General features: G+C 50.8%; 7 protein-coding genes. 5 read left to right on the top strand and 2 right to left on the bottom strand.

Going from position 1 to position 8,189, the window contains the following annotated elements:
- Positions 1 to 32: 32 nt before the first annotated feature.
- Positions 33 to 632: an acetate uptake transporter gene (gene satP, locus ACJY2G_RS21655; RefSeq protein WP_112287002.1), complete on the bottom strand. Its 600-nt coding sequence runs from the start codon at positions 630 to 632 to the stop codon at positions 33 to 35.
- A gap of 317 nt (positions 633 to 949) precedes the next feature.
- Here satP and dnaK point away from each other — a divergent pair, with 317 nt between their 5' ends.
- The 4 genes from dnaK to nhaR all read left to right on the top strand — a co-directional run bounded on the left by dnaK (position 950) and on the right by nhaR (position 6,445).
- Positions 950 to 2,851 carry a molecular chaperone DnaK gene (gene dnaK, locus ACJY2G_RS21650; RefSeq protein ID WP_112287001.1) on the top strand — a complete coding sequence of 634 codons (1,902 nt, stop codon included), beginning with the start codon at positions 950 to 952 and terminating at the stop codon, positions 2,849 to 2,851.
- Between the two features lie 99 nt (positions 2,852 to 2,950).
- Positions 2,951 to 4,084: a molecular chaperone DnaJ gene (dnaJ, locus tag ACJY2G_RS21645; RefSeq protein WP_112287000.1), complete on the top strand. Its 1,134-nt coding sequence runs from the start codon at positions 2,951 to 2,953 to the stop codon at positions 4,082 to 4,084.
- A gap of 232 nt (positions 4,085 to 4,316) precedes the next feature.
- Entirely contained in the window at positions 4,317 to 5,492 is a 1,176-nt protein-coding gene (gene nhaA, locus ACJY2G_RS21640) for a Na+/H+ antiporter NhaA (protein ID WP_430320810.1), read from the top strand.
- 65 nt (positions 5,493 to 5,557) lie between these two features.
- Positions 5,558 to 6,445 (top strand): transcriptional activator NhaR, encoded by an 888-nt coding sequence (gene nhaR / locus ACJY2G_RS21635; RefSeq protein WP_120161956.1) that lies wholly within the window; start codon positions 5,558 to 5,560, stop codon positions 6,443 to 6,445.
- 81 nt (positions 6,446 to 6,526) lie between these two features.
- On the opposite strand, the gene rpsT is transcribed toward nhaR, so the two are convergent.
- On the bottom strand, positions 6,527 to 6,790 hold the full coding sequence (gene rpsT, locus ACJY2G_RS21630; protein WP_013577064.1) for a 30S ribosomal protein S20: 264 nt from the start codon (positions 6,788 to 6,790) through the stop codon (positions 6,527 to 6,529).
- 439 nt (positions 6,791 to 7,229) lie between these two features.
- On the opposite strand from rpsT, the gene ribF reads away from it, so the two are divergent.
- Positions 7,230 to 8,168, top strand: coding sequence for a bifunctional riboflavin kinase/FAD synthetase (gene ribF / locus ACJY2G_RS21625; RefSeq protein ID WP_013577063.1), 939 nt, complete (start codon positions 7,230 to 7,232; stop codon positions 8,166 to 8,168).
- Positions 8,169 to 8,189: the final 21 nt, after the last annotated feature.

The following is an 8,189-nucleotide window of genomic DNA, read 5'->3' as shown; positions in this document are numbered from 1 at the left end:
AATGCAGGGCTTTATCATCTCAGGCATGACTGTTATGCAACAACAGCATCAACGTGCGCAGCCTGTTTTTTCGGCTCGCCGACAGGCAGAACCGTACGGCCATACTGTTCATTCAGTACTTCAGCCATCGCCAAATAAATCGCGCTGGCACCGCAGAAAATACCTTCAAAGCCCGCAAAATGCAGAACTGCGGTGTTGCCGGTCATATTTCCGTAGCACAGCAGGGCGAACAAAATTGTCAGGCTGCCGAAAACAACCTGAATGCCACGGTTCGCTTTCAGGGTGCCAAAGAACATGAATAAAGTGAAAACACCCCACACACCGAGATATGCGCCCAGGAAACTTTCGCTGCTGGCGTCAGCCAGGCCCATGCGTGGCAGCATCAGGATGCCAACCAGGCTCAGCCAGAAGGCACCATATGAAGTGAACGCGGTCGTGCCGAACGTGTTCCCTTTTTTAAATTCCATCATCCCGGCGAGGATCTGAATCAGCCCGCCATAAAAAATACCCATGCTCACAATCACTGCGGTGAGAGGGAAAAAGCCTGCATTGTGTAAATTCAATAAGATAGTGGTCATACCAAATCCCATCAGCCCGAGCGGGCCTGGATTTGCTAAGGGTTTACTGTGCATAGATCCTCTGTATCGGAATTATTATTAATTGATAATCGGGGGAAGAACGCTTGGAAATGGGTAAAAAAGCCACATATCTTTGGAAGCGCGCGGCATCATAAGGAGGGTTGCGTCAGCAAACATTGATCTGGCGTAACAGCAATTGAAGATTTTTTTTCACTTTGCCCCTTGATGCTGAGCAGCATGGCCCCATCTTATTCCCAACCGCAGTTGTTACCGTCGGGAAATCCGTTAAATGGGGCTGTTGAAATCGTAAAGATCGGCCACATATACAGTAGCAACCTGAACGAATATGAATTTAAGTGGAGACGTTTTAGATGGGTAAAATTATTGGGATCGACCTGGGCACCACCAACTCTTGTGTAGCTATCATGGATGGCACGACTGCTCGTGTACTGGAGAATGCTGAAGGCGACCGCACCACTCCTTCCATCATCGCTTATGCGGCAGATGGCGAGACTCTGGTAGGTTCTCCGGCTAAACGTCAGGCTGTGACTAACCCGCAGAACACCTTGTTTGCGATCAAGCGCCTGATTGGCCGTCGCTTCCAGGACGAAGAAGTTCAACGCGACAAAGGCATTATGCCTTACCAGATCGTAGGCGCTGACAATGGCGACGCCTGGATCGACGTTAAAGGTCAGAAAATTGCACCTCCGCAGATCTCTGCAGAAGTGTTAAAGAAAATGAAGAAAACTGCTGAAGATTATCTGGGCGAACCAGTGACTGAAGCGGTTATCACCGTACCTGCTTACTTCAACGATGCTCAGCGTCAGGCAACTAAAGACGCCGGCCGTATCGCAGGTCTGGAAGTTAAACGTATCATCAACGAACCAACCGCAGCGGCACTGGCTTATGGCCTGGATCGTGAAATCGGTAACCGCACTATCGCGGTATACGACCTCGGTGGTGGTACTTTCGATATCTCTATTATCGAAATCGACGAAGTTGACGGCGAAAAAACTTTCGAAGTTCTGGCAACCAACGGTGACACACACCTCGGTGGTGAAGACTTCGACAGCCGCATGATCAACTACCTCGTTGAAGAATTTAAGAAAGAGCAAGGCATGGATCTGCGTAACGATCCACTGGCGATGCAACGTCTGAAAGAAGCTGCTGAAAAAGCGAAGATCGAACTGTCTTCAGCTCAGCAAACTGACGTGAACCTGCCGTACATCACTGCTGATGCGTCAGGTCCAAAACACATGAACATCAAAGTGACCCGTGCAAAACTGGAATCTTTGGTAGAAGACCTGGTTAACCGTTCTATCGAACCACTGAAAGTGGCTCTGAAAGACGCAGGTCTGTCAGTTTCTGACATTCAGGACGTTATCCTGGTGGGTGGTCAGACCCGTATGCCAATGGTTCAGAAGAAAGTTGCTGAATTCTTTGGTAAAGAACCACGTAAAGACGTGAACCCGGACGAAGCTGTGGCAATCGGTGCAGCAGTTCAGGGTGGTGTGTTGGCAGGTGACGTGAAAGACGTTCTGCTGCTGGACGTGACTCCGTTGTCTCTGGGTATCGAAACCATGGGCAGCGTGATGACTCCGCTTATCACTAAAAACACCACCATCCCGACTAAACACAGCCAGGTGTTCTCTACTGCGGAAGACAACCAGTCTGCAGTAACCATCCATGTGTTGCAGGGTGAACGTAAGCGTGCAAGTGATAACAAATCTCTGGGTCAATTCAACCTGGATGGTATTCAGGCAGCGCCTCGCGGTCAGGCACAGATCGAAGTGACCTTCGACCTTGACGCCGATGGTATTCTGCATGTGTCTGCGAAAGACAAGATTACCAACCGTGAGCAGAAGATCACCATCAAGGCATCTTCTGGTCTGAGCGAAGAAGAAATCCAGAAAATGGTCAACGATGCTGAAGCCAATGCTGAATCTGACCGTAAGTTTGAAGAACTGGTTCAGACCCGCAACCAGGCGGATCACCTGATCCACGGTACCCGTAAGCAACTGGAAGACGCCGGCGATAAACTGCCAGCTGAAGACAAAACCGCAGTAGAAGAAGCCCTGAAAGCACTGGAAGTTTCGGCTAAAGGTGAAGACAAGGCTGATATCGAAGCGAAAATCCAGGCGCTGGTACAGGTTTCCGGCAAACTGATGGAAATGGCTCAGCAGCAAGGCCAGGCTGAAGGCGGCGATAACAGCGCGCAGAAAGATGACGACGTTGTTGACGCTGAATTCGAAGAAGTTAAAGACAAAAAATAATCGCCCTTAAGCGGGCACAGTAAGAAGTTTTACTGATAACCAGCACGGGCGTCGAGGAAACTCTACGCCCGTGCACGCATGTTGAGGGTAGGTTAAAGCATGGCGAAGCAAGATTATTACGAGATTTTAGGCGTATCCAAAACAGCGGATGAGCGTGAAATCAAAAAGGCTTATAAGCGCCTGGCAATGAAACATCACCCTGACCGCAATCAGGGCGATAAAGAGTCCGAAAGTAAGTTTAAAGAAATTAAAGAAGCTTATGAAATCCTGACCGATGCGCAAAAACGTGCGGCCTACGACCAGTACGGTCATGCAGCCTTTGAACAAGGTGGCATGGGCGGTGGCGGTGGTTACGGCGGTGGCGGTGCAGATTTCAGCGACATCTTTGGTGACGTCTTTGGCGACATCTTTGGCGGCGGTCGCCGTCAGCGTGCCAGCCGGGGTTCTGATCTGCGTTACAACATGGATCTGACTCTGGAAGAGGCCGTTCGTGGTGTCACCAAAGAAATCCGCATCCCGACACTGGATGAATGTGACGTCTGCCACGGCAGCGGCGCGAAAGCGGGCAGCTCTCCGGCCACCTGTCCGACCTGTCATGGTGCAGGCCAGGTTCAGATGCGTCAGGGCTTCTTCACTGTCCAGCAGGCGTGTCCTACCTGTCAGGGTCGCGGTAAAGTGATTAAAGATCCGTGCAACAAATGTCACGGTCATGGTCGCGTAGAGCGCTCTAAAACGCTGTCAGTGAAAATTCCTGCGGGTGTCGATACCGGCGACCGTATTCGTCTGGAAGGTGAAGGCGAAGCGGGCGAGCACGGTGCTCCGTCAGGCGATCTGTACGTTCAGGTTCAGGTTAAAGCGCACAAAATCTTTGAGCGTGAAGGTAATAACCTGTACTGCGAAGTGCCAATCAACTTTGCCATGGCTGCACTGGGTGGCGAAATTGAAGTGCCAACGCTGGATGGCCGCGTGAGTCTGAAGATCCCTGCCGAAACGCAAACGGGCAAAATGTTCCGTATGCGCGGACGCGGTGTGAAATCTGTCCGTGGTGGTGCTCAGGGCGACCTGATGTGCCGCGTGGTCGTTGAAACGCCGGTCAGCCTGAGCGAGAAGCAGAAGCAATTGCTGCGTGATCTGGAAGAAAGCTTTGGTGGCGTATCGGGTGAAAAAAACAGCCCGCGTTCTAAAAGCTTCCTGGATGGCGTGAAAAAGTTCTTTGACGATCTGACCCGTTAATCTCTCGCTGACTTCAGCGGCAGAGAAAGCCACATAAAATCCCCGGCAGCGTTCACGCTCCGGGGATTTTTTTATGGGTTTTATAAAGAAAATGCAAAGCCATACCATTCGTAAAAGCCGAGTTATACTCTAGAAATAATCGACTTTTTACGAAGTGATTCTGTGCGTACAATTCGCCCATTCCATTGTGGCAATCCTTTTATCGCCACGCCTTTTTTACAGGAGAGTCAGAATGTCGAATATCATTCGTCAGTTTTTACGCTTAGAGGCCGCAGGCGGTATCGTACTGATCCTTGCCGCTATCGTGGCGCTTATTATGGCGAATACCCCATTGCAGGGGGTGTATCAGGCATTTCTGGATATTCCGGTTACGCTGCGTTTTTCTGAATTGCTGATCGACAAACCGCTTTTGCTGTGGATTAACGACGGGCTGATGGCCGTATTCTTCCTGATGATTGGCCTGGAAGTGAAGCGTGAGTTGTGTGAAGGCGCGCTGGCAAATCGCGAACAGGCGCTGTTCCCGGCGATTGCCGCGCTGGGTGGGATGATCGTTCCGGCTCTGATCTACTTACTGTTTAACGGCGGGGACGACATTGCTCGTCAGGGGTGGGCTATCCCGGCAGCCACGGACATTGCCTTTGCGCTGGGTGTGATGGCACTGCTGGGGTCCCGCGTGCCAACTGGCCTGAAAGTGTTTCTGCTGGCACTGGCCATCATTGATGATTTGGGTGCGATCGTTATCATCGCGTTGTTCTACAGCCATGATGTCTCAATGATTGCGCTTGGGTTATCTGCGGCGTGTATCGCGGTTCTGGCCTGGCTGAACTGGCGTGGTGTAACCAAGCTAACGCCTTATCTGCTCATTGGCGCCGTGTTCTGGGTGTGCGTACTAAAATCAGGTATTCACGCGACGCTGGCGGGTGTGATCCTTGGATTCCTTATCCCGCTCCGAACCAAAGAGAATAAAACCTCACCAGCGCGCCGTCTTGAGCATGGAATTCATCCTTACGTTGCCTGGTTCATTCTGCCTGTTTTTGCTTTCGCCAATGCCGGTATCTCGTTGCATGGTGTGACGGCTGCCGGTGCGTTTTCAATGTTACCGATGGGTATCATGGCGGGACTGTTGCTGGGTAAACCGTCAGGCATCATTCTTTTCGGCGGGCTGGCGCTGAAGCTGGGTATCACCCGTCTGCCATCCGGCATTACGTTTAGCCAGATTGCAGCGGTGTCAGTGCTGTGCGGGATTGGTTTCACCATGTCCATTTTTATCGGCTCACTGGCATTTGCTTCACTTGATCCGGCGCTGCTGACTTACGCAAAAATGGGCATTCTGATGGGATCAGTGGCTTCAGCTGTTATAGGTTTTCTGATGCTGAGCCGCGCTTTGCCGAAAAAAGCGCATCATTAAACCCTGTGCTGTGCGGGAAACCGCGCAGCATGATGCTGACTTCATACTTCAGAAAGGATGAAACCATGCCTCATATTAACTACAACCATTTGTATTATTTCTGGCACGTGTGTAAATCAGGTTCTGTCGTGGGAGCCGCAGAGGCACTGTATCTGACGCCGCAGACCATCACCGGCCAGATTAAATCGCTGGAAGAGAGACTGGGTGGCAAGCTGTTCAAACGTCAGGGGCGCGGTCTGGTACCTTCTGAGCTGGGGCAACTGGTGTATCGCTATGCGGACAAAATGTTCACACTCAGTCAGGAAATGCTGGATATCGTGAATTATCGCAAAGAGTCGAGCCTGCTGTTTGATGTGGGCGTGGCGGATGCGCTATCCAAACGCCTGGTCAGCCGGGTGCTGGAAGCGGCCGTACCGGACAATGCGAAAATTCATCTGCGTTGCTTTGAATCAACACATGAAATGCTGCTTGAGCAGCTGAGTCTGCACAAGCTGGATATGATTTTGTCAGATTGCCCGGTGGACTCCACGCAGCAGGAAGGATTGTTCTCCGTGAAACTGGGTGAAAGCCCGATCAGCTTCTTTTGCTGCCAGCCGATGTCGGAAATGAGTTTTCCAGCCTGTCTCGAGCAGCGGCCTTTGCTGATCCCCGGTCGGCGATCCATGCTGGGACGCAAGCTGCTTAACTGGTTTAACACGAAGGGGCTTAACGTCAATATTCTGGGGGAGTTTGATGATGCGGCGCTGATGAAAGCTTTCGGAATGAACAATAATGCGATTTTTGTCGCACCGGCTATCTATTCGTCGACAGAATTTCAGGATGAAAAAATTGAAGAGGTCGGGCGGCTGGAGGGGATCATGGAAGAGTACTACGTGATTTTTGCGGAGCGTATGATCCAGCATCCTTCAGTACAGCGGATTTGTCACACCGATTTCACGGCGCTGTTTGAGTAGCTTTTCGCTGTGACTCAAATTTAAGATATAAAAAAACCGGCCTGAGCCGGTTTTTTTATCAAGCATTTCAGCGTAATGCGATTATTGCATTGCGTTGATTTGCGCAGTCAGATTTGACTTATGACGCGCTGCTTTGTTTTTGTGGATCAGGCCTTTGCAAGACTGACGGTCCACGATTGGTTGCATTTCGTTAAATGCGTTTTGTGCAGCAGCTTTGTCGCCTGCTGCAATAGCCGCGTATACCTTCTTGATAAAGGTACGCATCATAGAACGACGGCTCGCGTTGTGCTTACGGCGTTTTTCTGACTGTACGGCGCGTTTCTTAGCTGATTTGATATTAGCCAAGGCCAACTCCCAAATATTTTTCTATTGATGAACAATTCAAAGGCCGAGGAATATGCCTTTTCGGTCTTCTTTTGTCAACGGATTTGTGCAAATAAGCGGCGTTTTAAAGAGTAAACTTCGATCGTCGCTTGTTACGTTGTGATGGCGCAGGATTTTAACAGCTTCCGGCATCGGAATACAGTCTTTCGCGAGAAAAATCGACAGGAGAGTGTACAAACTGCCCACTACGGCCATTAACGCTTTGTTTATGCGAAAAGTCACGCATTCCCTGTATGCAACGAAAGATTTTCATCGCCACGCCGCCATTTGAACCGCAATATCTGCCGTATGCAAGAGAGAATGGTGAGATCCTGCTAATCGCTGGTTAACCTTGGAGGCTGTACAAGGTATAATCCGCCGATTTCCATCTTTATGAGTCAGCATTGGATTTGAGCCAGCTATGGAGCTAATTCGCGGAATACACAATATTCGAGCACGTCATCATGGATGTGTGCTGACTATTGGCAATTTTGATGGTGTACACCGTGGCCACCAGGCCCTGATTGAACAGCTGAAGCTGGAAGGTCAACGTCTGGGGTTACCGGTGATGGTAATGATTTTTGAGCCACAGCCTCTGGAGCTGTTTGCCGGTGATAAAGCACCTGCACGACTGACCAGTTTGCGCGACAAAGCCAAGTATCTGGCAGAGTGCGGCGTTGATTATCTTTTATGTGTGCGTTTCGAACCCCGGTTCGCTGCCCACATGGCGCAGGCCTTTATCTCGCAACTGCTGGTCGAAAAGCTGGGCGTTAAATTCCTGACTGTCGGGGATGATTTCCGTTTTGGTGCCAGTCGTCTGGGAGATTTTGAGCTATTGCAGAAAGCCGGGGAAGAATACGGCTTTGAAGTGATCAGCACGCAAACTTTCCGTGAAGGGGAGAACCGCATCAGCAGTACGGCTATCCGTAATGCGCTGCGGGATGACGATTTAGCCCTGGCCGAAAACTTACTCGGCCATCCGTTCAGTATTTCAGGGCGTGTTGTTCACGGCGATAAGCTGGGACGTACCATTGGTTTCCCGACCGCCAACGTCCCGCTCAAGCGAGTCGTTTCACCGGTACGCGGCGTGTATGCCGTTGAAGTCTTAGGCCTCGGGCCTGAACCTTTGCCGGGCGTGGCGAACATCGGAATACGTCCAACAGTCGGTGGTGTGCGCAAGCAGTTGGAAGTGCACCTTCTCGACACCACATTAGATTTATACGGGCGCCACATTGACGTGGTGCTCCGCGCGAAATTGCGCAACGAACAGCGTTTCTCCTCGCTTGATGCTTTAAAGCAACAGATTGCGAACGATGAAGTGACGGCCCGGGAATTCTTTGGGTTAAAGACACTGCGCTAAACATGTACTGACAGGCGTGTA

This window comes from Rahnella sp. ATs2 (assembly GCF_051851855.1).
Taxonomy (GTDB): domain Bacteria; phylum Pseudomonadota; class Gammaproteobacteria; order Enterobacterales; family Enterobacteriaceae; genus Rahnella; species Rahnella variigena.
The sequence above is the reverse complement of the archived record's forward strand: the minus strand, read 5'-3'. Positions and strand labels throughout refer to the sequence as shown.

Bases quoted from the DNA above. Each gene is read 5' to 3' on its own strand.
- satP (WP_112287002.1), bottom strand. From the start codon at position 632: ATGCACAGTAAACCCTTAGCAAATCCAGGCCCGCTCGGGCTGATGGGA.
- dnaK (WP_112287001.1), top strand. From the start codon at position 950: ATGGGTAAAATTATTGGGATCGACCTGGGCACCACCAACTCTTGTGTA.
- dnaJ (WP_112287000.1), top strand. From the start codon at position 2,951: ATGGCGAAGCAAGATTATTACGAGATTTTAGGCGTATCCAAAACAGCG.
- nhaA (WP_430320810.1), top strand. From the start codon at position 4,317: ATGTCGAATATCATTCGTCAGTTTTTACGCTTAGAGGCCGCAGGCGGT.
- nhaR (WP_120161956.1), top strand. From the start codon at position 5,558: ATGCCTCATATTAACTACAACCATTTGTATTATTTCTGGCACGTGTGT.
- ribF (WP_013577063.1), top strand. From the start codon at position 7,230: ATGGAGCTAATTCGCGGAATACACAATATTCGAGCACGTCATCATGGA.